This is a genomic window from Aeromonas sp. 130281 (assembly GCF_056642115.1).
In genome coordinates this window covers 300676-322620 of sequence record NZ_JBWVQS010000004.1, presented here as the reverse complement: position 1 = coordinate 322620, position 21945 = coordinate 300676, and the positions used below count along the sequence as shown (strand labels likewise).

Sequence of the window (21945 nt, the reverse complement as noted above, 5' to 3'; positions counted from 1 at the left end):
GTTTCCAATGCCTGTTGTGTCAAAAGACCGCGCCTTTTCAAATCGGTAGTATCTGTCATGACAGTTTTTCCAGTGCTTGCTGCGCCGCGGCCTGTTCGGCCTTGCGGCGGCTGGTGCCGACCCCGACCAGCGGACCATCCAGGCCATCCACGTCACACTGGACGGTGAACTCCTGGTTGTGGGCTTCGCCCTTGACGTTGGTCACTGTGTAGGTCGGCAGGGATTTGCGGCTTCCCTGCAAAATTTCCTGCAGCCGGGTCTTGGGATCCTTCTGCTCGATGCCGGGCTTGATTTCATCCAGGCGGCTGGCGTACCAGCCGAGCAACAGGGTCCGCACCCGCTCCAGATCGGTATCCAGATAGACGGCACCGATCACCGCCTCGACAGTGTCGGCCAGGATAGACTCGCGGCGGAACCCGCCGCTTTTCAGCTCGCCGGGCCCCAGGATCAGGTGATCCCCGAGGTCAAACTCCCGGCCGAGTTCGGCTAGCGTCTTCTCCCGCACCAGGGTGGCGCGCATCCGGCTGAGATCCCCTTCCGCCGCTTGCGGGAAGCGGTGGAAGAGGTCATCGGCAATCACCAGACTCAGGATGGAGTCCCCCAGAAATTCCAGTCGCTCGTTGTGACGGGAACCGGCGCTGCGATGGGTCAGCGCCCGGGTCAGCAGCTCTTGATCCTGAAAGACATGCCCGAGACGGGACTGCAGTCTGTTCATCTTGATATTCATTTACTTGATTCCGCCAATGCGGTTGAAGCGCACACCGGTCGGCACCCAGCCTGGCAAGCTGGAGCCTTCCTCGCGCTCAAATTCGAAACTGATCCAGATGGCAACCGCCTTGCCCACCAGGTTCTGCTCGGGCACGAAGCCCCAGAAACGACTGTCGGTACTGTTGTCGCGGTTGTCACCCATCACGAAATAGTGGCCTTCCGGCACCACCCACTCATCCGGGTAGGTGCCGGGCTGGCGATAGTAGCGATCCACCAGGTCCGGCATCAGGGGGTTGCGCAGGGTCTCGTGAGAAACTGTACCCAACTGTTCGGTGTAGCGATCCAGCGGGATCCCCATCTGGCTGAACTCACCCCGTTGCTCGAACTTGACGTCGAGCTTCTTGAAGCCCGGGCACGTTTTCCCTTCCTGCTCCTCGCACTTGGGCCGGATCATCAGCTCCTTGTTGCGATAGATCACCCGATCGCCGGGCATGCCGACCACCCGCTTGATGTAGTCCACCCGGGTATCCAGCGGATACTTGAACACCACCACGTCGCCACGCTCGGGAGAACCCGTCTCGAGGAACTTGGTGTTGGTCACGGGATCACGCAGGCCGTAGGCGAACTTCTCCACCAGGATGAAGTCGCCCACCAGCAGGGTGGGCATCATGGAACCAGACGGGATCTGGAACGGCTCGAAGATGAAGGAACGCAGGATCAGCACCAGCGCGATGACCGGGAAGACACCACCGGTCTGCTCGATCCAGACCGGCATGGGGGCCACCTTGGCCAGAGTCTTCTCATCGATGTTCGAGCCGGCGTTGGCACGGGCGGCCGCAATCTTGGCCGCCCGCTGCTTGGACCAGACCAGCTTGTCGACTGTCCAGATGATGCCGGTCAGCAGAGTGACTATGGCCAGGATCAGGGAAAAGGTGCTTGCCATCTATTAATCCTTTCCGACGTGGAGAATGGCGAGGAAGGCCTCTTGCGGCACGTCGACACGGCCCAGGGACTTCATCCGCTTCTTGCCTTCTTTCTGCTTGTTCAGCAGCTTCTTCTTCCGGCTCACGTCACCACCGTAGCACTTGGCGGTCACGTCCTTGCGCAGGGCCTTGACCGTGCTGCGGGCGATGATCTGGTTGCCGATGGACGCCTGGATGGCGATGTCGAACATCTGGCGCGGGATCAGCTCGCGCATCTTCTCCACCACCTGGCGACCGCGATACTGGGCGTTCTCCTTGTGGGTGATGATGGCCAGGGCATCGACGCGCTCACCGTTGATCATGATGTCCAGACGGACCATGTCGGAGGTTTCGAAGCGCTTGAAGCCGTAATCCAGGGAGGCGTAGCCGCGACTGGTGGATTTGAGGCGGTCGAAGAAATCGAGCACCACTTCCGCCATCGGGATCTCGTAGGTCAGCGCCACCTGCTTGCCGTGATAGACCATGTTGGTCTGCACGCCACGCTTCTCGATACAGAGGGTGATCACGTTGCCCATGTACTCCTGCGGCAACAGTATGTTGCACTCGGCGATGGGTTCGCGCATCTCTTTGATGTTGTTGACCGCAGGCATGGCAGCCGGGCTGTCGATGTGGATGGTCTCGCCGTTGTTCAGCTCGATTTCATACACTACGGTCGGTGCCGTGGTGATGAGATCCAGATCGTATTCCCGCTCCAGACGCTCCTGGATGATCTCCATGTGCAGCATGCCGAGGAAGCCACAACGGAAGCCGAAGCCCAGCGCGGTGGAGCTTTCCGGCTCGAAGAACAGGGAGGCATCGTTCAGGGAGAGCTTGTCGAGGGCGTCACGGAACGACTCGTAGTCATCGCTGGAGATGGGGAACAGACCCGCATAGACCTGTGGCTTCACCTTTTTGAAGCCGGCCAGCGCCTTGTCGGCACCGTTCTTGGCCTGGGTCAGGGTATCGCCCACAGGGGCTCCGTGGATGTCCTTGATGCCGCAGACGACCCAACCTACCTCGCCACAACCCAGGCCCATGGTGTCCACCTGCTTGGGAGTGAAGATACCGATGCGATCCACGCCCCACACCTGACCGGTGCTCATCACCTTGATCTTGTCGTTCTTCTTGAGGGAACCGTTCTTGATGCGCACTAGGGAGACAACCCCCAGGTAGGAGTCGAACCAGGAGTCGATGATCAGCGCCTGCAGCGGGGCATCCGGATCACCTTCCGGCGCCGGGATGCGGGCCACTATCTCTTCCAGCACCAGATCGACACCCAGGCCGGTCTTGGCGGAACAGCGCACCGCATCCACCGCGTCTATGCCGACGATGTCCTCGATCTCTTCCGCAACCCGCTCGGGTTCTGCGGCAGGCAGATCGATCTTGTTCAGGATGGGCACCACTTCCAGCTCCATCTCCATGGCGGTGTAGCAGTTGGCCAGAGTCTGTGCCTCAACCCCCTGACCGGCATCCACCACCAGCAGAGCCCCTTCACAGGCAGCCAGGGAGCGAGAAACCTCGTAGGAGAAATCCACGTGGCCCGGGGTGTCGATAAAGTTCAGCTGATAGGTGTTACCGTCTTGTGCCTGGTAGTTCAGGGTCACACTCTGTGCTTTGATGGTAATGCCGCGCTCGCGCTCCAGATCCATGGAGTCAAGCACCTGAGCCTGCATCTCGCGGTCGGACAGGCCGCCACAAGTCTGGATCAGACGGTCCGACAGGGTCGATTTACCGTGGTCGATGTGCGCAATAATCGAAAAGTTACGAATGTGTTTCATCGAGCAAGAATCACTCAAAATTAAGTTAGGGTCGGATATGAGGGCAGGATTTTACTGGATAACCCGGTCGACGGCCAATCTTTAGTCGGCGGGCACCAGAAATAGCGCCTTGTCTGGCGGGCCCTCGGCACCAAAACGGCGGCGACGGAGCCAGAAAAGGGTGACGTCGCTCAGGAGAGGTGGCGGGTATTGAGTACCACGCCGAGCATGCGGGGACCATATTCCCCTTGCTCGAGCCGGGCAGAAAAGTAACGAACCAGTAAAAATCCGATGGTGCCGCCGAGCAGACAACTGAGGATGGTCACCCCCTCCCCCGCCGACAACAGCGGCGCCAGCCAGAGCTGACCAAGCAGGGCACCGAGCAGCAGGCAGAACAGCGGCAGCACATAAACCAGGGCAGCGCCGCGCAGGATGCTCGCCTGGGGAATGCCGAGCCTGATTTGCTGACCGACCATGACCTCGCCGGTCAGCGCCACCCGCAGTCGCTGCGACTTCAGGGGAAAGGCCTTGGCGACGGTGCCGGTACCGCAGTTTGACTGCTGATGGCAGCCGCTGCAGGCGGAGCGCCGTTCGCACTCCACCCAGGCATAAGCCCCCTCGACGGCCACCACGGTTGCCAGCTCTTCGCTCATGTTACTCACAGGATGACTCCAGACGAACGGCTATGGATTTACCCGATCTCAGCACGCTCGTCCCGGTTCGGCAAGTGGCAGCATGCCGCCTCACTGTACCGCCTCGTTGCGGGCCAGCGGCTGCACTGACTCGGCGATGCGCTTGGCGGTCTCGGTGGGGACTTCCCCGACCACGGTGATCTCCACCCCGACCTCGTTGACGAAGCTCACCAGCGAGGTGGCCCCCTGGCGGATCAACTGCTGGCGCACCGCCTGCTTGGGATCGACCCGGGAGACGTAGACGGAGAGATCCACCACGCCGTCCGACAGCATCATGTAGTCCACCGGCAGGCTGGTACTGACCAGCTGGTGCCTGTCCTGAGAGAGCACCTTGAATCCACCCGGCAGCCAGGTAAGGTGCCAGTTCAGGGTCTGCTGGGGGGCGGGATAGGCGTCTTCCAATGCCAGCGCATCGGGCAGCTTGCTGCGGGCCAGGGTGACAAGCCAGGGCGCGGGCGCCGGCTGCCTGTCCAGATCCACCCCAAGCACCTGCTCGACCAGGTTGCCCTCCTTGTCCACCATGTCCACCCGCAGCAGCAGGTGGCTCTGCTCATCGACCCAGAGCACAAAGCCGTACTTGTCCGCCTCCTTGGGCACCAGTCTCACGACCTGGGCCACCAGGCCGGCCACCCGGCTGCGACCGGCCAGCACGGGATCATAGCTCTCCAGCACCCGGGGCAGCGGCATCTTCACCAGGCTCGACCAGACGCCCGGGAAACGCGCCCCCTTGAGGGTGTAGGGTTCGTGGGTGTTTTCGAAGAAGGTGTATTCATTCTGGCGTTGCAGATACTCCACCGCCTTGCCGTCGAGATAACTCAGATGAGCGACCTCCTTGCCATCGATCACCCCGTGGCTGAAGCGAATGGGCTCGAGGCGTCCCTGACGGGCCTTGACCATGGACAACTCAAAATTTTGTTGCGAAACGGCACTCTGCATCTGCTGCAACAAGGCCTCGGCCGACAGATCGTCGGCCGAGGCCTTGGCACAAATCAGCAGGAGAGAGGCCAGCAGAATGAGGCTGGACTGGCGCACGGTCTGATCCCTAAAGATGCGTTATTCCTGAATCTGCTTGTCTTGCAGCAGACGCTGTTGCAATTGATGGTCTCGCAGGAAGGCGTTGATACGCTCGCGCTGCTCCTGCATCTGTTGCTCGTTCAAACCTTGCTGGCGAGGAGTGGCACGGTTGCCCTCCTGGGGATAGTGCACGCTCACTGGCGTCGCACTGCCACCGACCGGTATGGTGTTGAGCACAGGGTTGGCCGGCATGCCGTCGTTGCCTTGATACTGCTGCACCCCGAAGATGACGGCGGCAGCCACGGAGGCCGCAATGGCATACTGCCCCATTTGCTGACCAAAGCGACGGACCAGGGGTATCACCTTGCCTGCAGGCTTCACCTGAGGCGAAACAGGTTGCACCGGCTTGGGCGCCAGTATGACGGGTTCGTCTTCCAGTGCCAGCATGATGCTGTCACTGAGATCCAGTTGCAGATTGACCGGCAGGTCTCCCCGCATGGCATCACCGATCAGATGGTAACGAGCCCAGGTATCTTGCAGAGCGGGATCCGTTCCCAGCTCGTTCAGAACCTCCATGTCGCTGAGGTCACCATCCATCAGGGCTGAAAGTTGCTCTTTATTTGCCATAAGTTTGCCTGTCTTTCCCCAGTTTAATTCTCGATCAGAGGTTGCAGCTTTTTATCGATTGCTTCCCTCGCCCGAAAGATACGGGATCTCACCGTACCCACAGGGCAATCCATGATCTCTGCAATCTCTTCGTAGCTCAGCCCTTCCATTTCACGAAGGGTGATCGCTGTTCTCAAGTCTTCTGGCAAGGCTTCTATGGCGGCAAACACAGTGCGCTTGATCTCGTCGGTCAGCGCCAGGTTTTCCGGGGTGGCCACTTCTTGCAGGGCTTCACCACCACCATAATATTCAGCCTCGTCCGCTTCGACATCACTGCTGGGCGGTCTGCGCCCCTGTGAGGTCAGGTAATTTTTGGCCGTGTTGACGGCGATCCGATACAACCAGGTGTAAAACGCGCTCTCGCCACGGAATGTCGGCAACGCACGGTAAGCCTTGATAAAGGCCTCCTGCGCCACATCCGGCACATCGCCCGGATTGTTGACATACCTGGCCACCAGGTTGACCACCTTATGCTGGTATTTTCTTACCAACAGGTTGAATGCATTTTTATCGCCACGCTGGACCCGTTCAACCAGCTGTTCGTCCAGTAGATTCTGGTCGCTCATCAGAGCCGTAAAACCCCCATCAGGTTATCGTTCTTCTTTTCCGGCCCCTTCTAAGCGCACAAGTTCAGACAGGAGGAATCAGAGAAAGTTCGCTTGCATTGAAAAAAATGTGATGCGGGCTGCATCACAACCCCCCTTGGGCTACCATGGGGCCAGTTCTTAATCCAGGCCAATGATACTTATGAAAGCAAGTGTTGAATACCTTTGCGACGTACTGATCATTGGCAGCGGTGCCGCCGGTCTGTCCCTCGCGTTGCGATTGGCAGACCAGGCCAAAGTCCTGGTTCTGAGCAAGGGGCCCATCAGTGAGGGGGCCACTCTCTATGCGCAAGGAGGCATCGCTGCCGTGTTCGACGAGACCGACAGCATCGAATCCCATGTGAGCGACACGCTCAACGCTGGCGCCGGGTTGTGTGACCCGGCCGTGGTGGAGTTCACCGCCCGCAACGCCCGCGACTCCATCCAGTGGCTGATCCAGCAGGGCGTGCCCTTCGATCAGGAAGAGGATGCCGAAGGGGAATCCCACTATCACCTGACCCGTGAAGGGGGTCACAGCCATCGCCGCATCTTCCACGCGGCGGACGCCACCGGCAAGGCAGTGCAGCTCACCCTGATCGATCAGGTCCGCGCCCACCCCAACATCCGCCTGATGGAGCGCTTCAACGCGGTCGACCTCATCACCACCCGCAAGCTGGACCTGCCGGGCAACAGGGTGCTCGGCGCCTATGTCTGGAACCGCAACGTCGAGCAGGTCGAGGTGATCCGCGCCCGTTTCGTGGCGCTGGCCACCGGCGGCGCCTCCAAGGTGTACCAATACACCTCCAACCCGGACGTGAGCTCGGGGGACGGCATCGCCATGGCGTGGCGCGCCGGCTGCCGGGTGGCGAACCTGGAGTTCAACCAGTTCCACCCCACCAGCCTGTTCCACCCCGATGATCCCAACTTCCTGCTGACCGAAGCCCTGCGCGGGGAAGGGGCCTATCTGCGCCGTCCCGACGGCAGCCGCTTTATGCCGGACTTCGACGAGCGGGCCGAACTGGCGCCGCGGGACATAGTCGCCCGCGCCATCGACCACGAGATGAAGCGCCTCGGCGCCGACTGCATGTATCTGGATATCAGCCACAAGCCGGCGGACTTCATCATCAAGCACTTCCCGACCATCCACGAGCGCTGCCTCGCGGTCGGCATCGACATCACCAAGGAGGCCATGCCCATCGTCCCAGCGGCACACTACACCTGTGGCGGCGTGATGATCGACAACAACGGCCAGACCGACATACCGGGTCTCTACGCCATCGGCGAGGTGACCTACACCGGGCTGCACGGTGCCAACCGCATGGCGTCCAACTCCCTGCTCGAATGCGTGGTCTACGCCCATCAGGCGGGGGCCGACATCCTGGCCAAGCTGCCCACCAGCGTGGAGCCGCCGAGCCTGCCCGCCTGGGACGAGAGCCAGGTGGACGACTCGGACGAGCAGGTGGTGATCCAGCACAACTGGCACGAGCTGCGGCTGATGATGTGGGATTACGTGGGGATAGTGCGCACCAACAAGCGCCTGGCCCGCGCCAAGCGCCGCATCGACCTGCTCAAGCAGGAGGTGCAGGAGTACTATGCGAACTTCCGGGTCTCCAACAACCTGCTGGAGCTGCGCAACCTGTTGCAGGTGGCCGAGCTCATCGTCAACTGTGCCCTGGAGCGCAAGGAGTCCCGTGGACTGCACTATAACCTCGACTACCCGGACATGCAGCCGAATCCCAAGCCGACGGTGCTGACGCCGGAGCGGGAGTAAACAACCCCACCACAGTCCAATAAATGACCCCGCTTCGGCGGGGTCATTTATTGGGGGCAGGATGGGGTCAGCGAGGAACGGCGAGGTGAATGGCCCGGGCCAGGGTGCGGTAGTGCTCGGGTGCCAGGGCGTCGGAGAAGAGCCAGAGGTGGCACTCGGCGCCCTCGTCTGCCACCAGCCGCAGCCAGAGCACCCCGGGCAGGATGCGGCTGCGGTCATCCAGTCGATGGCGCCGGCCCTGCCACTCCAGCCACTCCCCGTCCCAGAGCAGCGTCTGGCGCCCTGGCGTGACGGGGCGCCAGGCCAGCCAGAGCCCCAGCAACCAGCAGGGGAGAAACAGCCCCCATTGCCAGCCCTGGATCAGGCTGGCGGTGGGCCAGAGCAACAGCCCAAACAGGGCAAGCAGCAGCAGGCGCTGCCGCCGGGAGGGAATGACGGGCATCAGGACCCGCATCGGGGATCAGCTCAGGCGATCATGACGGGCCTGATTGCGCTCCAGGATCAGGGGGATCATGGCGGCGAAATCGGGGTCGCTCGGCACACCGTGGCCCATGCTCCAGCGGAACAGCTCGGGATCCTCGCACTCCAGCAGACGGATAAAGGTCTGCTGCTCGGCCTCGCTCAGGGAGTCGAACTCGTGCTCGAAAAAGGGCATAAAGATCACATCCAGCTCGAGCATGCCGCGACGGCAGGCCCACTTCAGGCGGGACTTTTCAATTGGGCTCAACATGGAACTCTCCTTACAAAGACCCGGGGATGGTAGCAGCTGGATTTTCCGGCTGACAAACATTCCTTACGTCTTTACCATGCAGGTCACATACTTTCTGTCTCTGGAATACCATCGTGAGCCTGCCGACCCCTGTTCTTCCTGCCGAGCCAACCCTGTTTTCCCTGACCGATCTGGCCATCACCCGCCTCACCGGCACTGATCGCGTGAAATATCTGCAAGGCCAGGTCACCTGTGACGTCAACACCCTGCAACCGGGCCAGAGCACCCTCGGCGGCCATTGCGATCCCAAGGGCAAGCTGTGGAGCGATTTTCGCCTGCTCTGCCTCGATGAGAGCCTGCTGCTGCTGACCAAGCCGTCGGTGCTGGCGCGCCAGCTGCCCGAACTCAAGAAGTTTGCGGTATTCGCCAAGGTGGAGATCGGCGAGTTCCAGGGCCAGGCGGTCGGCCTGGCCGGTCAGGGCACGGATGCCTGGATCGCGGCGCAATACGGCCTTCAGGAAACCGGCCTTGTCGAGGGCGGCATGGCGGTCAGGGTGGAAGCCGATCGCTGGCTGCTGGCAAGCGAGTCGCCGCTGGCGCTGAGCCTGCCTTCTGGCGACGAAGCGCTCTGGTGGGGTCTGGACATCAAGGCAGGCATCCCGCACCTGGAGGCGGTCCATCAGGGGGAGTACATTCCCCAGATGCTGAACCTGCAGGCCCTGGACGGCATCAGCTTCACCAAGGGCTGCTACATGGGGCAGGAGATAGTGGCCCGCGCCAAATATCGCGGCGCCAATAACCGCGCCCTCTTCGTGCTGGCCGGGCAGGCCAGTGACCCCGTGGCCAGCGGCGATACCCTGGAGATCCAGCTCGGTGACAACTGGCGGCGCAGCGGCATGGTGCTGAACGCCTGGCAGCAGGATGGCCAGGTGTGGCTCACCGCCGTGCTGCCCAAGGACACCGAGGCCGACGCCAGCTTCCGCCTCAAGCAGGAGGAAGGCTCCCGCCTCGCCCTGCAACCCCTGCCCTACTCCCTGACCGACTAAGGTCCGCTAACGAGGCACCCGCGCCAGCAGGGCCTCCTTCAACCAGCGCCCCGCCTGCCCGAGCGGGCGGGCGCGATACCACTGCAACTCCAGCTCCAGCTCGGCCTGGGGAAGGAAATCCGGCTTGAGTACCACCAGCTCACCCCGCGCCAGCGGCCGGTGCAGCAGAAACTCGGGTACCGCAGACCACCCCAGCCCCAGCTTGACCAGCTCCAGGATCCCGAGATCCCCCTCAACCCACCACACCTGGGACGAGAGGCGGAAGCGATGGCGCTCCGTGCCCTCCCGCCGTCCCGTCACCATCAGCTGGCGGGCCCCTTGCAGGTCGCTCTCGTGCAGCGGCGTCTTGTGGGCCAGGGGGTGATCCGGGGAGACCACCAGGGGCATGGCGACGCTCCCCAGGGAGCGGGAGACCAGCTCCCGCTCCGGGTGCGCCTTCTGGTAGCTGATGCCGAGCTGGGCCCGCCCGCTCTTGAGCAGCTCGGTCACATCCTCCATCAGCGGGAACAGCAGCTCCAGCTCCACCGTCGGATAGCGGCCGGCGAACTCCTCCAGCAGGGCGCCGAGCCAGGGCAGGTGGGAGTCATCGTCGATGGCGAGCGTCAGGCGCGACTCTATGCCGCTGGCCAGCTCCCCGGCAATGGCCTGCAGCCGCTCGCTCTGGGCCAGCAGCACCCCCGCCTCCTGGCTGATGCGGGCCCCCGCCTCGGTCAGCACGGGGTAGCGGCCGCTGCGATCAAACAGCTCGAGACCGAGATCTATCTCCAGATTGGCGATGGAGGTGCTCACCACCGACTGCGCCTTGCCCAGGCTGCGCGCCGCCGCCGAGAAAGATCCCGTCTCGGCGGCCGCCAGCAACGCCTTGAATTGTTCCAGTGAAGGGGTCATTCGCCTGCTCCTGCCCTGATTATTGCACCCAGACCCATCTATTTTAGCGATAGATACCAACGTGAACCTATCGAAAAATAGCGATAAATTGGCCGCCATACCCACCCGGAAAGAGAAACAGAGAGACAGACCATGCGTAATACCCGTGATCGCCTGCGCCACGCCATCGGCTTCGAATTGATTGGCCTGCTGATCGCCGCCCCCCTGGCAAGCTGGGTCACCGGCGTCGGTCTCAACCACATGGGCCCCCTGGCCCTGTTCTTCTCGGTGGTCGCCACCGTCTGGAACTATGTCTACAACATCGGGGTGGACAGGCTGCTGCTGCGCCTGCAGGGCCATACCCACAAGAGCCTGTGGCAACGGGTGCTGCATACCTTGGGTTTCGAGGGGGGCTTGCTGATCGTCGCCCTGCCGGTGATGTCCTGGTGGCTCGACATCGGCCTGCTGGAGGCGCTGGTGCTGGATCTGGGCTTCGTGCTGTTCTACCTGGTCTATGCCTTCGTCTACAACTGGAGCTATGACAAGGTGTTCCCCATCCCGGGCCAGGGGGCGCGGCCGGTCACGGGGTGACAAGAGAAGGGAGAAATCGAGGCACCATCATGCGACTGGCATGATGGTGCTGATCTGGATCCTCGAGGGGCAGGTATTCAGGCTTGCGCCTTCACCTCGTCGGCAGGGGCCTCGGTCTGGGCCGCTTCCTGGTTCAGCATGGCCTCGAGGTCGCTCTGATACTGGTTCAGCATGCGCTGGGCCGCGACCATGTCCCCCTTGTGCAGACGCTCGAACAGATGGTGTTGCACCACGCCATTGAGGTACTCCACCGTGATGGGTTGCTCCAGGGCAGACAGCAACTCCTCTTTTTCCAGCTCCGCATTGATTTCATCGACACTGGTACGCAGCAGACCGGCCAGTTGCACCAACATGCGGCGCTCGCCTTCACGCAACAGGCTCAACATGCGGTTTCTCTGCTGCTCATTCTGTTGGGTCATACATTTCCTTACGTAGAGTGGGAACAAGCCCGCTCATTCTGCCCTGTCCTTTTCACAGCGTCTATCTCGGGCGCATCACTAATTGAGCGTCCCGCCAGCGGGGCGCGGGCCGGGTGCTATTTGCCCCTTTGCCCGGTATAGTAACCGCTGTTCCAGAGGGCCTTTGCGCCCCCGCTGACGAGACCGCCAACCCCATGACCGACGCCATTCTGGTGCTCTGCACCTGCCCTGATGAAGCCAGTGCCGACCTCATCTGCGAGCAACTGCTCGACCGGCGCCTCGCCGCCTGCATCAATCAGCTGCCAGGGCTCACCTCCGTCTATCGCTGGCAGGGGAAGACTGAACGGGCACGGGAGATCCAGCTCATCATCAAATCCCGCCAGCCGCTCTTTGCCGAGCTCGAGCGGTGCATCCTGGCTCATCACCCCTACCAGGTGCCGGAGATCCTGGCGATCCCCGCCAGCCAGGGTCATCAAGCCTACCTCGACTGGTTGACACAGGAGACCTCATGACTCTGCGACCCCTGCTTTTCCCCCTGCTGCTCCTGCTGAGCCTGCTCGCGGCCCCCGCCCAGGCCAGCAGTCAGGATCTGCTCGGCAGCCTCGGTATCCAGGCCAGTGCCCAGCCCAAGTTTCTGAAAGTCGACGAGGCCTTCGTCCTCGAGAGCGAACAGCAGGGAAACAAGCTGCTGCTGACCCTGCGCCTCGCCGACGGCTACTACCTCTATCGCCACAGCATCAGCGTCAAGGGGGACAACCTCGCCTTCGAGCCCCCAGTGCTGCCCGCAGGCACCGAGCATGAGGATGACTTCTTCGGCAAGACCCGGGTCTTCTATCAGGAGCTGCAGATCCCCGTCACCTTGACCCAGGTGGGGGACGCCGCCAGCCTCAGGATAAGCTATCAGGGTTGCACCGACGGCCTCTGCTATCCCCCCACCGACAAGCGGATCCCGGTGCAGCCCCTCGCGGCTACCGGTGACGCCGGGCAGACAGGCTCCGCTGACGCCATAGAGGCGCCAGCCAGCAGCCAGCAGGACAGACTGGCGGCGGCCCTCGGCAGCCAGGGCTTCTGGCTCAGCATCGCCGCCTTCTTTGCGCTGGGGCTGGGGCTTGCCTTCACCCCCTGCGTCTTCCCCATGTACCCCATTTTGACCGGCATCATCGCCGGTGCAGGTCAGCACCTATCCACCCGCCGCGCCTTCCTGCTCTCCTTCGTCTATGTGCAGGGGATGGCGGTCACCTACACCCTGCTCGGGCTCGTGGTCGCCTCGGCGGGGCTGAAGTTCCAGGCGGCGCTGCAGCACCCCTATGTGCTGATCGGCCTCTCGGTGATGTTCGTGCTGCTGGCGCTCTCCATGTTCGGGCTCTACAGCCTGCAACTGCCGAGCAGCCTGCAAACCCGGCTCTCCGCCCTCTCCAACCGCCAGCAGGGCGGCTCAGTTGTCGGGGTCACCATCATGGGGATGATCTCCGGCCTGGTCTGCTCCCCCTGCACCACGGCGCCGCTGTCCGGCGCGCTTATCTACGTGGCCCAGAGCGGCGATCTCTGGCTCGGCGGTGCGGCCCTCTATGCCCTGTCCCTGGGCATGGGGCTGCCGCTGCTGCTGCTCGGCACCTCGGGGGGCAAGCTGCTGCCCAAGGCGGGCGCCTGGATGGATGTGATCAAGCAACTCTTTGGCTTTGCGCTGCTGGCGGTGCCCATCCTGCTGCTGTCACGGCTCTTGAGCGACCAGGTCGCCACCCTGCTCTGGCTCGGCTGGGGGCTGGTGCTGTGCGGCTATCTCTATCACCACAACCAGCATCGCCCCCACTCGGTGGGCAAGAGTCTCGGCGGCTTCGTGCTGCTGCTGGCGATGATGGGCCTGGTGGTGATGGGCAAGGATCTGCTGCTGCCCGAGCCTGGCGTCAAGGCCAGCACCGAAACCCAGGCTCCCCGGTTTATCCGCATCAAGACCCTGGATGACCTCAAGACCCGACTCGAGGCCGCCCGCGGCAAGCCGGTGCTGCTGGACCTCTACGCCGACTGGTGCGTGGCCTGCAAGGAGTTCGAGCACAAGACCTTCAGCGATCCCGAGGTGCGGGCGCGCTTCGCCGACATGGTGCTGCTGCAGGCTGACGTCACCGCCAACGACGATGCCGATGTGGATCTGCTCAACGGCCTGAACGTGCTGGGGCTGCCGACCCTGATCTTCTTCGATCGCGATGGCAACGAGGTGAGCGGCCAGCGGGTGACCGGCTTTATGGGCCCCGCCGAGTTCCTCGGCCAGCTGGACAAGCTGCGCTGAATCATGGCGGCCTGCTTTAGCTCGCGGGCCGCCCTCTCCACCGCTCGCTGATTTTTCTGGCCATCCCTTGTATATGGCAGGCGCCATGGCAGAATTTGCCCTTTCCCGTCTCGCATCGTCCGGAGTTTTGATGAAAAAGTGGTTCATCCCCCTGCTGGCCTGCTGGCTCTATGGCTGCAACTCAGGTCCAGGTGAAGAGGCGATCCAGAGCCAGGTCACCGCCAGGCTGCAGGCCGAAACCGACGCCAACCTGTTCGAGATCAGCGACTTCGCCGTGCTCGGCAAGGAGGAGCGGATGGAGGGGGTCTATCTGGTCAGGGTGAGCTACCGGCTCCACTTCAAGCAGGGGCTGGATCAGCTGCAGGTGCTGCACGACGAGGATCTGGTCTATGACAGGGTCGGCCCCTTCCAGCAGGAGATGGCCCTGATGGAGCTGGAGCGCAAATACGGCGAGTTCGAGGCAGGCCAGGCGCTGGCGCAGGAGAGCCAGGTCTGGATGATGAAGACGGAGCAGGGCTGGCAACTGGCAGAGCCGGCGCAGCAGGGATAAGCGCCCTCCTCCCTGCCGCCAGCCCTCCCCTAGAGCAGATCCTTCATTCTGTGCCACAGCATCCCGAGCGCCAGCAAGGGGGAGCGCAGGGCAGGCCCGCCGGGGAAGGTCATGTGGGGCACGCGACTGAAGAGATCGAAGCCCCGGCTCTCCCCCCTGATCGCCTCGGCCACCAGCTTGGCAGCCATGTGAGTGGCATTGAGGCCGTGTCCCGAGTAAGCCTGGGCATAGAACACATTGGGATGCTCCTTGAGGCGCCCGATCTGCGGCAGCCGGTTGGCGCCTATGCCTATCATGCCCCCCCACTGAAACTCGATGGCGGTGCCCGCGAGCTCCGGGAAAACCCGCAGCAGCTTGGGCAGCATAAACGCCTTGATGTCCCTGGGATCGCGCCCCGAGTAGTTGCAGGCCCCGCCAAACAGCAGGCGACCGTCCGCCGACAGCCGGTAGTAGTCGAGCGCCACGTTCTGATCACACACCGCCATGTTTTGCGGCAGCAGCCGCTGGCGCAGCCGCTTCTCCAGCACCTGGGTGGCGAGGATATAGGAGCCCGCCGGCAGCACCTTGCCCCCGAGTTCGGGATTGAGCTCGTTGAGGTAGGCGTTGCAGCCGATCACCAGATAGCTGGCGCGGCAACGGCCATGGGCCGTGGTCACCTCGACCCGATCGCCGTAGTCGATATGGGTCACCCTGGAGTGCTCGAACAGGGCGACGCCCAGGCTGGCCGCCGCACGCGCCTCGCCGAGGGCCAGGTTGAGGGGGTGCAGGTGACCTGAGCCCATGTCGATCATGCCGCCGATATAGCGATCCGACCCCACCACCGACTTGATCTCGCTTTTGGGCACCAGCCTGACCTCATGCCGGTAGCCCAGGCTGGCCAAGTGTTCGGCATCCTCCTCAAATCCCCTGAGGTGGCGCGCCTTGGTGGCGAGATCGCAGTAGCCCCAGGTCAGGTCGCAGTCGATGTTGAACCGCGCGACCCGCTCGCGCACCAGCTGCACCGCCTCCAGCCCCATCAGATCCAGCTCGCGCACCCCTTCCTCGCCAATCCAGCGGGCAAACTGGCTGGTGTCGTGGCCTATGCCGCGAATGAGCTGGCCGCCGTTGCGGCCGGACGCCCCCCAGCCGATACGATTGGCCTCAAGCAAGACCACTTTGTAGCCCGCCTCGGCCAGGTTGATGGCGGTGTTGAGGCCGGTGAAACCGCCGCCTATGATGCAGACGTCGGCATCCAGCTCACCGCTGAGCTCGGGCCACTGCCGATGGTCGTTGCGGGTGGCCGCGTAATAGGAGGCCACGTGCTCCTGGTGTCCGTTGTGTCTTCCTGTCTGCATGCTCAGCATCCTGCCTTGGTTGCACTTGTTTACTAAATTAAACGGAGTGTCATCGATAATACCCAGCCCAGGGTCACCAATCCAGCCTGTCAGGATCACAGAAATGCAAAAGGTGTCCCGAAGGACACCTTTTGAGAGGCCAGCCGAGGGCCCAAAATGAAAGAGGCGCCCCAGAGGGCGCCTCTTCAGCAATCAAGATACGGTAACGAATTACAGTACGTTGATGGCGTTCAGGTCGGAGAAGGCTTTCTCCAGACGGGCGATCATGGAAGTCTGACCGGCACGCAGCCATACGCGCGGATCGTAGAACTTCTTGTTCGGCTTGTCGGCGCCTTCCGGGTTGCCCAGCTGGCCTTGCAGGTAGGCTTCGTTGGTCTTGTAGAAGTTCAACAGACCTTCCCAGGTAGCCCACTGGGTGTCGGTGTCGATGTTCATCTTCACGACGCCGTAGGAGATGGATTCGCGGATCTCTTCCAGGGTGGAACCTGAGCCACCGTGGAACACGAAGTCCAGGGACTTGGCAGGCAGACCGAACTTCTCGGAAACGTATTTCTGGGAAGCGTCCAGGATGGACGGGGTCAGCTTGACGTTACCCGGCTTGTAAACACCGTGCACGTTGCCGAAGGAGGCTGCGATGGTGAAACGCGGGCTGATCTTGGACAGACGCTCGTAGGCGTAAGCCACGTCTTCCGGCTGGGTGTACAGGGCGGACTGATCCATGTGGCTGTTGTCCACACCGTCTTCTTCGCCACCGGTGCAACCCAGTTCCAGCTCCAGAGTCATGTTCATCTTGGCCATGCGGGTCAGGTACTCGCAGCAGATGTCGATGTTCTCTTCCAGAGACTCTTCGGACAGATCCAGCATGTGGGAGGAGAACAGCGGCTTGCCGGTCTCGGCGAAGTGCTTCTCGCCCGCTTCCAGCAGACCGTCGATCCACGGCAGCAGCTTCTTGGCGGCGTGGTCGGTGTGCAGGATGACAGGTACACCGTAAGCTTCGGCAACGGCGTGCACGTGCTTGGCACCGGAGATGGCACCGATGATGGCAGCCTGCTGGCCTTCCAGCTTCAGACCCTTGCCGGCGGTGAACACGGCACCACCGTTGGAGAACTGAACGATGACCGGGGCTTTGACCTTGGCGGCAGCTTCCAGCACGGCGTTGACGGAGTCGGTACCCACGCAGTTCACGGCAGGCAGAGCGAAGCCGTTCTCTTTAGCGATGGCGAACACTTTCTGAACGTCATCACCAGTGATCACGCCGGGTTTTACGAAGTCGAAAATTTTCTTAGACATGTTTAATCGTCCTGTTCTCGTATGCCGTTAATAAAAAATGGGGGGTTCATCATGAACCGGCACAGCGGCCACATGATAAACGAAACGGGAGGCTTTTGCCCCCCGTCCCGGGTCAATTAGGCTTTGGCGCGTTCTTCAAGAATCGCGACAGCCGGCAGTACCTTGCCTTCTACGAACTCCAGGAAGGCGCCGCCGCCGGTGGAGATGTAGGAGACCTTGTCGGCGATGCCGAACTTGTCGATGGCGGCCAGGGTGTCACCACCGCCAGCGATGGAGAAGGCCGGGGAAGCGGCGATGGCTTCGGCGATCACCTTGGTGCCTTCGGCGAACTGGTCGAACTCGAACACGCCGACCGGGCCGTTCCACAGTATGGTCTTGGCGTTCATGATGATGTCGGCCAGGGCCTTGGCAGAGTCAGGGCCGATGTCGAAGATCATGTCGCCGTCGGTCACGTCAGCGACGGACTTGATGGTGGCCGGAGTGGACTCGGAGAACTCGGCACCGACAACCACGTCAGTGGTCACCGGGATGTTGGTCTCGGCAGCCAGCTTCTTGGCGGTGTCGATCAGGTCGTGCTCGCACAGGGACTTGCCGACGTTGTGACCGGCAGCGGCGATGAAGGTGTTGGCGATGCCACCACCGACCACCAGCTGGTCAGCGATCTTGGAGAGGGATTCCAGCACGGTCAGCTTGGTGGAGACCTTGGAGCCGCCAACGATGGCAACCATGGGGCGCTCGGGCTTCAGCATAGCCTTGCCCAGGGCGTCCAGTTCACCGGCCAGCAGGGGGCCAGCACAGGCAACCGGGGCGAATTGGGCCACACCGTAGGTGGACCCTTCGGCGCGGTGAGCAGTACCGAATGCATCCATTACAAAGACGTCACACAGGGCGGCGTATTTTTTGGCCAGCTCTTCGGTGTTCTTCTTCTCGCCTTTGTTGAAACGGCAGTTTTCCAGCACAACCAGCTCACCGGCGGCGACGTCTACGCCATCCAGGTAATCCTTGGCCAGGCGGACCGGGCAGGACAGAGCGTCTTTCAGATAGTTGACTACCGGGGCCAGGGAGAATTCTTCGTTGTATTCACCCTCGGTCGGACGACCCAGGTGGGAGGTGATCATCAGCTTGGCGCCCTTTTCCAGAGCCAGCTTGATGGTCGGCAGCGTCGCCACGATACGTGCATCGGAAGTGACCTTGCCGTCTTTTACCGGCACGTTCAGGTCAGCACGGATCAGAACGCGTTTACCCGCCAGATCCAGGTCGGTCATCTTGATAACAGACATATTCAGTCCTCTATATATTTTCAGGTAATGTTAAAAAAACAGTAACCTTGCGCCCGGTGCAGACTCTCAGCCTGCGGCCATCATGGCCCGGGTGGTATCCAGCATACGGTTGGCGAAGCCCCATTCGTTATCGCACCACATCAACATCTTGACGAGGTTGGCATCGCTCACCCGAGTCTGGGTACCATCAATGATGCAGGAGTGTGCATCATGATTAAAGTCTACGGAGACCAGCGGCTCTTCCGTGTAGTCCAGGATACCCTGTAATGTACCTCTGGATGCCCGTTGCAGGGCTTGATTTACGTCACTAACTGTCACTTTTTTACGAACAGTAATGCTCAGATCCATGGCGGTGACGTTGATGGTCGGCACCCGTACCGCGATCGCCTCGAACTTGCCGGCGAAGTGGGGGAGGATTCGCTCCAACCCCTTTGCCAGCTTGGTATCCACCGGGATGATGGACTGGCTGGCGGCCCGGGTTCGACGCAAGTCGCTGTGATAGGCATCGATGACTTGCTGATCGTGCATGGCCGAATGAATTGTCGTAATAGTACCACAATTTATCTCGAATTCTCGATGCAATGTTTCGATGACGGGCACCACGCAGTTGGTGGTACAGGAGGCATTGGAGACGATCCGCTCGCGCCCCGTCAGCACCTGATGGTTGACCCCGTAGACTATGGTGGCATCCACGTCCGCATCCGCCGGATGGGAGAAGAGCACCTTGCCCGCCCCCGCCCCCAGATGCAGCTCGGCATCGGCACGTGAGCCGAATACCCCGGTGCAGTCCAGCACCACATCCACCCCCAGCGCCCGCCAGGGCAGCCTGGCCGGATCCCGCTCGGCAAACAGGGCGATGAGATCCTCCCCCACCAGCATGCTGTTACCCGCGAGTTGCACCGGGTAGCCGAAGCGACCGTGGCTGGTGTCGAAGCGGGTGAGGTGCACCATGGCCTCGGGGGCCGCCAGTTCGTTGATGGCGACTATCTTAAGCTGGTTATCGCGGCCGCTCTCGTAGAGGGCCCGCAACACGTTGCGACCGATGCGCCCGTATCCGTTGATGGCAATCTTGATCATGAAAAATCTGTGTCCTTACCTGCGACAAAGTGACGGGTCCCTGACTGGTTCACGACAGCAGGGCCTCCTGGAAGACGCCCCTGGCCAGCAGCGCGGCCCCGAACACACCGGCACTGTCTCCCAGGGCCGGGGCAATGAGGGGGGTGGCGAAGCGGGGGTTGAACAGAAATGGCAGCACAGTCTGCCTACCGACGCTGTAGAGGCTCTGCACGTTGCCCACCCCGCCGCCGATGACGATGACGTCCGGATCCAGGATGTTGACCACGTTGGCCAGGGCCTGGCCGAACAGCATGTGCAACCGGTCCATGGTGAGCTTGGCGACGTGGTCGTGAGCCGTCGCCGCCGCTATCTGGGCCAGTGACAGGTGGCGCCTGGCCTTGGCCTCATACCAGGCCTCCAGCGCCGGGCCGCTGATGAAGGTCTCGACGCAGCCGCGCTTGCCGCAGTAGCACTCGGGGCCGTCGGGAGAGAGCACGTTGTGGCCCCACTCCCCGGCGATGCCGTGATGGCCGTTGAGGATCTGGCCGTTAATGACGATGCCGGAGCCCACCCCTGTGCCCATGATGATGCCGAATACTACCTTGGCATCGGGATGGTGCTGGCGCACCGCCCCCAGATGGGTTTCCGCCAGGGCGAAGCAGTTGGCGTCGTTGGCGATCAGCACAGGAATGCCGAGCCTGCGCTCCAGATCTTCCTTGAACGGCTTGCCGTTGAGCTCTGTGGTGTTGCAGTTCTTCATCAGCCCGGTCTGGGGATCCCGCGCCCCCGGGGTGCCCATGCCGAGGATGGCGGGACGCTGGCCGAGCCGCTCGGCGCACTCGTCCACCAGTTTGGCGATCTGGCCTATCATGTGCTCGTAACCGCCACGGCGCTCGGTGGGGATGCGATGGCGCAGCAGCACCTCGTCACCCTCGAGTACTACGCACTCGCACTTGGTTCCGCCAAGATCGATTCCCCAGTCCCATGCACTCTTGCCCATCCTGCCTCCTGCCATGTTCGACGACGCCCTCACACGGTCGTCAGGAGGTGCACTCGCCCATCCTGTCCGCAACCCTGTTCAGTGGTGGTGCAGTGTAACCCGAGCGGTGACCAGGATGCAGCCCCCGCGAGGCCGGGCAGCAAAACGGGGCCCGCAGGCCCCGTTCTCATCGTGCTGTCTGCCGCGCTCAGCGGCCGTGGTACTGAGCCGACAGCTCGTGCACCGCGTTCACAAATACCCCGGCGTGCTCCGGGTCCACATCCTGATGGATGCCGTGGCCCAGGTTGAAGACGTGGCCGTTGCCGCTGCCAAAGCCCGCCAATATGGTGGCGACCTCTTCGCGGATGCGCCCAGGCGCGGCGTAGAGCATGGAGGGATCCATGTTGCCCTGCAGCGCCACCTTGTCACCGACCCGGCGCTTGGCGTCGGCAATGTCGGTAGTCCAGTCCAGACCAAGGGCGTCGCAGCCGGTGGCGGCGATCTGCTCCAGCCACTGGCCGCCGTTCTTGGTGAACAGGGTCACCGGCACGCGGCGCCCCTCATTCTCACGGATCAGGCCATCGACGATCTTGTGCATGTACTGCAGGGAGAAGTCGCGGTAATCGCGGGGGGTCAGCACGCCGCCCCAGGTGTCGAACACCATGACGGACTGGGCACCGGCCCTGATCTGGGCGTTGAGATAGGCGATCACGCTGTCCGCCAGCTTGTCCAGCAGCAGGTGCAGGGTCTGCGGCTCTGCATACATCATCTGCTTGATCTTGGTGAACGCCTTGGAGCTGCCCCCCTCCACCATGTAGGTGGCCAGGGTCCAGGGGCTGCCGGAGAAGCCGATGAGCGGCACCTCGCCCTTGAGCTCGCGGCGAATGGTGCGCACCGCGTTCATCACGTAGCCGAGCTCGTCTTCCGGATCCGGGATGGGCAGTGCCTGCACGTCCGCCATGGAGGTGATGGGGCGCTCGAAGCGCGGCCCTTCCCCGTGCTCGAAGTAGAGGCCAAGCCCCATGGCGTCGGGCACGGTCAGGATGTCGGAGAAGAGGATGGCGGCATCGAGGGGATAGCGGCGCAGGGGCTGCAGGGTGACTTCACAGGCCAGCTCGGCGTTGCGGCACAGGGACATGAAGTCCCCCGCGACGGCGCGGGTCGCCTTGTATTCCGGCAGGTAGCGGCCAGCCTGACGCATCATCCACACCGGGGTCATGTCCACATCCTGGCGCAGCAGGGCACGCAGGTATCGATCGTTCTTCAGCTCTTTCATCCCAGTTCCTGAGTTCATATCCAGCATAAAATGGCGGATATGATACCACTTTGTGCAAGGCTAAGGGCGGCACAAACGCGCCGCTGGGTCGCCGGAGTGCAAAGATGTGA

Annotated in this window: 23 protein-coding genes; 6 read left to right on the top strand and 17 right to left on the bottom strand. The window is 62.3% G+C overall.

The features are described from left to right. Positions 1 to 55: 55 nt before the first annotated feature. The 7 genes from rnc to rpoE all read right to left on the bottom strand — a co-directional run bounded on the left by rnc (position 56) and on the right by rpoE (position 6365). Positions 56 to 727 (bottom strand): ribonuclease III, encoded by a 672-nt coding sequence (rnc, locus tag AC1IN8_RS13475; protein ID WP_111910479.1) that lies wholly within the window; start codon positions 725 to 727, stop codon positions 56 to 58. Beyond that, positions 728 to 1651 (bottom strand): signal peptidase I, encoded by a 924-nt coding sequence (lepB, locus tag AC1IN8_RS13470; RefSeq protein ID WP_139434017.1) that lies wholly within the window; start codon positions 1649 to 1651, stop codon positions 728 to 730. A 3-nt stretch (positions 1652 to 1654) separates the two neighbouring features. Next, entirely contained in the window at positions 1655 to 3448 is a 1794-nt protein-coding gene (lepA, locus tag AC1IN8_RS13465) for a translation elongation factor 4 (RefSeq protein WP_139434016.1), read from the bottom strand. Positions 3449 to 3618: 170 nt separating this feature from the next. Continuing rightward, positions 3619 to 4080 carry a SoxR reducing system RseC family protein gene (locus tag AC1IN8_RS13460; protein WP_247625598.1) on the bottom strand — a complete coding sequence of 154 codons (462 nt, stop codon included), beginning with the start codon at positions 4078 to 4080 and terminating at the stop codon, positions 3619 to 3621. A gap of 90 nt (positions 4081 to 4170) precedes the next feature. Continuing rightward, complete coding sequence (locus AC1IN8_RS13455) at positions 4171 to 5151, bottom strand: MucB/RseB C-terminal domain-containing protein (protein WP_025328262.1); 981 nt, start codon at positions 5149 to 5151, stop codon at positions 4171 to 4173. A 21-nt stretch (positions 5152 to 5172) separates the two neighbouring features. Further along, complete coding sequence (locus AC1IN8_RS13450; protein WP_139434015.1) at positions 5173 to 5760, bottom strand: RseA family anti-sigma factor; 588 nt, start codon at positions 5758 to 5760, stop codon at positions 5173 to 5175. Between the two features lie 23 nt (positions 5761 to 5783). Then, positions 5784 to 6365 carry an RNA polymerase sigma factor RpoE gene (gene rpoE, locus AC1IN8_RS13445; protein WP_005332791.1) on the bottom strand — a complete coding sequence of 194 codons (582 nt, stop codon included), beginning with the start codon at positions 6363 to 6365 and terminating at the stop codon, positions 5784 to 5786. 181 nt (positions 6366 to 6546) lie between these two features. Between rpoE and nadB the strand changes: the two genes are divergently transcribed. Further along, positions 6547 to 8154 carry an L-aspartate oxidase gene (gene nadB, locus AC1IN8_RS13440; RefSeq protein ID WP_265435129.1) on the top strand — a complete coding sequence of 536 codons (1608 nt, stop codon included), beginning with the start codon at positions 6547 to 6549 and terminating at the stop codon, positions 8152 to 8154. Between the two features lie 67 nt (positions 8155 to 8221). On the opposite strand, the gene AC1IN8_RS13435 is transcribed toward nadB, so the two are convergent. Beyond that, positions 8222 to 8596, bottom strand: coding sequence for a protein YgfX (locus AC1IN8_RS13435; RefSeq protein ID WP_479759127.1), 375 nt, complete (start codon positions 8594 to 8596; stop codon positions 8222 to 8224). A gap of 18 nt (positions 8597 to 8614) precedes the next feature. Continuing rightward, positions 8615 to 8884 carry an FAD assembly factor SdhE gene (locus AC1IN8_RS13430; RefSeq protein ID WP_025328266.1) on the bottom strand — a complete coding sequence of 90 codons (270 nt, stop codon included), beginning with the start codon at positions 8882 to 8884 and terminating at the stop codon, positions 8615 to 8617. 119 nt (positions 8885 to 9003) lie between these two features. On the opposite strand from AC1IN8_RS13430, the gene ygfZ reads away from it, so the two are divergent. Beyond that, complete coding sequence (ygfZ, locus tag AC1IN8_RS13425) at positions 9004 to 9909, top strand: tRNA-modifying protein YgfZ (RefSeq protein ID WP_479759213.1); 906 nt, start codon at positions 9004 to 9006, stop codon at positions 9907 to 9909. Positions 9910 to 9915: 6 nt separating this feature from the next. Here the strand turns inward: ygfZ and AC1IN8_RS13420 are convergent, their stop codons facing one another. Continuing rightward, entirely contained in the window at positions 9916 to 10797 is an 882-nt protein-coding gene (locus AC1IN8_RS13420) for a LysR family transcriptional regulator (protein WP_479759125.1), read from the bottom strand. A 132-nt stretch (positions 10798 to 10929) separates the two neighbouring features. On the opposite strand from AC1IN8_RS13420, the gene AC1IN8_RS13415 reads away from it, so the two are divergent. Then, complete coding sequence (locus AC1IN8_RS13415) at positions 10930 to 11367, top strand: PACE efflux transporter (RefSeq protein WP_139434011.1); 438 nt, start codon at positions 10930 to 10932, stop codon at positions 11365 to 11367. Positions 11368 to 11444: 77 nt separating this feature from the next. Here the strand turns inward: AC1IN8_RS13415 and AC1IN8_RS13410 are convergent, their stop codons facing one another. Further along, positions 11445 to 11786 (bottom strand): hypothetical protein, encoded by a 342-nt coding sequence (locus AC1IN8_RS13410; RefSeq protein ID WP_025328270.1) that lies wholly within the window; start codon positions 11784 to 11786, stop codon positions 11445 to 11447. A 194-nt stretch (positions 11787 to 11980) separates the two neighbouring features. On the opposite strand from AC1IN8_RS13410, the gene cutA reads away from it, so the two are divergent. From cutA to AC1IN8_RS13395, 3 genes are all read left to right on the top strand, one after another. Then, complete coding sequence (cutA, locus tag AC1IN8_RS13405) at positions 11981 to 12298, top strand: divalent-cation tolerance protein CutA (RefSeq protein WP_319914096.1); 318 nt, start codon at positions 11981 to 11983, stop codon at positions 12296 to 12298. Further along, positions 12295 to 14070 carry a protein-disulfide reductase DsbD gene (locus AC1IN8_RS13400; RefSeq protein ID WP_479759122.1) on the top strand — a complete coding sequence of 592 codons (1776 nt, stop codon included), beginning with the start codon at positions 12295 to 12297 and terminating at the stop codon, positions 14068 to 14070. Before cutA ends, AC1IN8_RS13400 begins: the two co-directional genes overlap by 4 nt. A 130-nt stretch (positions 14071 to 14200) precedes the next feature. Next, a complete protein-coding gene (locus AC1IN8_RS13395) occupies positions 14201 to 14620 on the top strand; it encodes a hypothetical protein (protein ID WP_139434006.1) in 420 nt (139 codons plus the stop codon). 29 nt (positions 14621 to 14649) lie between these two features. Here the strand turns inward: AC1IN8_RS13395 and AC1IN8_RS13390 are convergent, their stop codons facing one another. The 6 genes from AC1IN8_RS13390 to hemE form a co-directional block, all read right to left on the bottom strand. Further along, positions 14650 to 15954, bottom strand: a complete 1305-nt coding sequence (locus AC1IN8_RS13390; protein WP_479759120.1) for an NAD(P)/FAD-dependent oxidoreductase — start codon at positions 15952 to 15954, stop codon at positions 14650 to 14652. Positions 15955 to 16164: 210 nt separating this feature from the next. After that, positions 16165 to 17244 carry a class II fructose-bisphosphate aldolase gene (fbaA, locus tag AC1IN8_RS13385; RefSeq protein ID WP_005332814.1) on the bottom strand — a complete coding sequence of 360 codons (1080 nt, stop codon included), beginning with the start codon at positions 17242 to 17244 and terminating at the stop codon, positions 16165 to 16167. A 116-nt stretch (positions 17245 to 17360) separates the two neighbouring features. Then, positions 17361 to 18524: a phosphoglycerate kinase gene (locus AC1IN8_RS13380; RefSeq protein ID WP_479759118.1), complete on the bottom strand. Its 1164-nt coding sequence runs from the start codon at positions 18522 to 18524 to the stop codon at positions 17361 to 17363. A gap of 66 nt (positions 18525 to 18590) precedes the next feature. After that, a complete protein-coding gene (gene epd / locus AC1IN8_RS13375; protein WP_139434003.1) occupies positions 18591 to 19601 on the bottom strand; it encodes an erythrose-4-phosphate dehydrogenase in 1011 nt (336 codons plus the stop codon). 49 nt (positions 19602 to 19650) lie between these two features. Next, positions 19651 to 20580, bottom strand: a complete 930-nt coding sequence (locus tag AC1IN8_RS13370; protein WP_479759116.1) for an ROK family protein — start codon at positions 20578 to 20580, stop codon at positions 19651 to 19653. A gap of 187 nt (positions 20581 to 20767) precedes the next feature. Beyond that, positions 20768 to 21835, bottom strand: coding sequence for a uroporphyrinogen decarboxylase (gene hemE, locus AC1IN8_RS13365; RefSeq protein WP_139434001.1), 1068 nt, complete (start codon positions 21833 to 21835; stop codon positions 20768 to 20770). Positions 21836 to 21945: the final 110 nt, after the last annotated feature.

What these genes read in the sequence shown, in the direction of transcription:
- AC1IN8_RS13380 (WP_479759118.1), bottom strand. Translation starts at nt 18,524, where the DNA reads ATGTCTGTTATCAAGATGACCGACCTGGATCTGGCGGGTAAACGCGTT.
- AC1IN8_RS13420 (WP_479759125.1), bottom strand. Translation starts at nt 10,797, where the DNA reads ATGACCCCTTCACTGGAACAATTCAAGGCGTTGCTGGCGGCCGCCGAG.
- AC1IN8_RS13435 (WP_479759127.1), bottom strand. Translation starts at nt 8,596, where the DNA reads ATGCCCGTCATTCCCTCCCGGCGGCAGCGCCTGCTGCTGCTTGCCCTG.
- AC1IN8_RS13390 (WP_479759120.1), bottom strand. Translation starts at nt 15,954, where the DNA reads ATGCAGACAGGAAGACACAACGGACACCAGGAGCACGTGGCCTCCTAT.
- fbaA (WP_005332814.1), bottom strand. Translation starts at nt 17,244, where the DNA reads ATGTCTAAGAAAATTTTCGACTTCGTAAAACCCGGCGTGATCACTGGT.
- hemE (WP_139434001.1), bottom strand. Translation starts at nt 21,835, where the DNA reads ATGAAAGAGCTGAAGAACGATCGATACCTGCGTGCCCTGCTGCGCCAG.
- rpoE (WP_005332791.1), bottom strand. Translation starts at nt 6,365, where the DNA reads ATGAGCGACCAGAATCTACTGGACGAACAGCTGGTTGAACGGGTCCAG.
- cutA (WP_319914096.1), top strand. Translation starts at nt 11,981, where the DNA reads ATGACCGACGCCATTCTGGTGCTCTGCACCTGCCCTGATGAAGCCAGT.
- rnc (WP_111910479.1), bottom strand. Translation starts at nt 727, where the DNA reads ATGAATATCAAGATGAACAGACTGCAGTCCCGTCTCGGGCATGTCTTT.
- nadB (WP_265435129.1), top strand. Translation starts at nt 6,547, where the DNA reads ATGAAAGCAAGTGTTGAATACCTTTGCGACGTACTGATCATTGGCAGC.
- AC1IN8_RS13370 (WP_479759116.1), bottom strand. Translation starts at nt 20,580, where the DNA reads ATGGGCAAGAGTGCATGGGACTGGGGAATCGATCTTGGCGGAACCAAG.
- AC1IN8_RS13410 (WP_025328270.1), bottom strand. Translation starts at nt 11,786, where the DNA reads ATGACCCAACAGAATGAGCAGCAGAGAAACCGCATGTTGAGCCTGTTG.
- lepA (WP_139434016.1), bottom strand. Translation starts at nt 3,448, where the DNA reads ATGAAACACATTCGTAACTTTTCGATTATTGCGCACATCGACCACGGT.
- AC1IN8_RS13395 (WP_139434006.1), top strand. Translation starts at nt 14,201, where the DNA reads ATGAAAAAGTGGTTCATCCCCCTGCTGGCCTGCTGGCTCTATGGCTGC.
- AC1IN8_RS13400 (WP_479759122.1), top strand. Translation starts at nt 12,295, where the DNA reads ATGACTCTGCGACCCCTGCTTTTCCCCCTGCTGCTCCTGCTGAGCCTG.
- AC1IN8_RS13430 (WP_025328266.1), bottom strand. Translation starts at nt 8,884, where the DNA reads ATGTTGAGCCCAATTGAAAAGTCCCGCCTGAAGTGGGCCTGCCGTCGC.
- epd (WP_139434003.1), bottom strand. Translation starts at nt 19,601, where the DNA reads ATGATCAAGATTGCCATCAACGGATACGGGCGCATCGGTCGCAACGTG.
- AC1IN8_RS13415 (WP_139434011.1), top strand. Translation starts at nt 10,930, where the DNA reads ATGCGTAATACCCGTGATCGCCTGCGCCACGCCATCGGCTTCGAATTG.
- lepB (WP_139434017.1), bottom strand. Translation starts at nt 1,651, where the DNA reads ATGGCAAGCACCTTTTCCCTGATCCTGGCCATAGTCACTCTGCTGACC.
- AC1IN8_RS13460 (WP_247625598.1), bottom strand. Translation starts at nt 4,080, where the DNA reads ATGAGCGAAGAGCTGGCAACCGTGGTGGCCGTCGAGGGGGCTTATGCC.
- AC1IN8_RS13450 (WP_139434015.1), bottom strand. Translation starts at nt 5,760, where the DNA reads ATGGCAAATAAAGAGCAACTTTCAGCCCTGATGGATGGTGACCTCAGC.